The following is a 958-nucleotide window of genomic DNA, read 5'->3' as shown; positions in this document are numbered from 1 at the left end:
ATGTCCGCTGCCATACGTCAGCCAGTCGACCCGATGACCATCCGGCCGCACGGTCCCGATCCGCGTCCTGATCTCGTTGGGTAATTGCAGATACAGCAAGGGCCGCGACAGCGGCCCTTGGCTTATTTTCTCTGCCCCGTGAATGCGCCCATTCTCTGCTCCACTCCGATTACCCGCTCACCAACAGCTAAGTTCATAGGCCAATACTCGACCACAATGCGACTGACTCGATTGCAATCCGTTGCAATCAAGGGATCATGTTCGAGACTGGCGACGTATTCCTCAAGCACTTCCAGCACATACTTGCGCTGCCCCAAGGAAACTCCATCCTGCTCTGTCAGCCCGGAGACAGCAGAAATAACAGCCTTTAATTCTGCTAGCAGAGCATCTTTTCTTTCACTCATGGCTTACTAAGAGCCCCCAAATCGAGAACATATTTTTGGACCTGCCCACCCGGCAAACATGGGCCTTGCGCTGACGCACGCCCCTCAATCATTGGCTCACCCTCACGCACCTTCCACTGCTGAACCTTGGTCATATCATTCCACTCAGGCTTAACAGCCAAAGATTCTCGACTTGCAGGGAAGGTTTCAAACAAATACCGGCCTTTTGCAAACGCATTGGTGTCATCGTAATACCGAAGACCGTATTCATTTGCCCCTGCATTACGGACCTTAATTGTTTCAACATCGAACGACTCCATAACCGCCTTCCGAAACTTCCTCGGAACCCCGGAATCTCTCAACAGTTTTGATGCTTGCTTCGCACCACTGTACGAACCACCACAGCAGCAGGCTTTAGATAATCCGAGCGGATCGACCCATGTCACAGGATCTGGCGCGTACTGATATCCATTCAGTCCACCACGCAACCCGATCGGATCTTTCGAGATGTAACGCCCAACGGTGGGATCGTAATACCGATGCCGGTTATAAACCACCCCCGCCTCATCAACCTG

2 protein-coding genes are annotated in these 958 nt (G+C 52.5%); both read right to left on the bottom strand.

What is annotated here, in order from left to right; genetic code table 11:
• Nucleotides 1–122: 122 nt before the first annotated feature.
• Nucleotides 123–404: a hypothetical protein gene (locus AC1RQF_RS33350; RefSeq protein WP_492874394.1), complete on the bottom strand. Its 282-nt coding sequence runs from the start codon at nucleotides 402–404 to the stop codon at nucleotides 123–125.
• Nucleotides 401–958, bottom strand: a 558-nt coding sequence (locus AC1RQF_RS33345) for an RHS repeat-associated core domain-containing protein (protein ID WP_492874392.1), incomplete at its 5' end; no start/stop codon positions are given. The genes AC1RQF_RS33350 and AC1RQF_RS33345, both read right to left, overlap by 4 nt.

The organism is Burkholderia sp. GW821-FHT14F03, from assembly GCF_058803765.1.
Note: the sequence above shows the minus strand (reverse complement) of the source record. Positions and strands in the feature narration are given on the sequence as shown.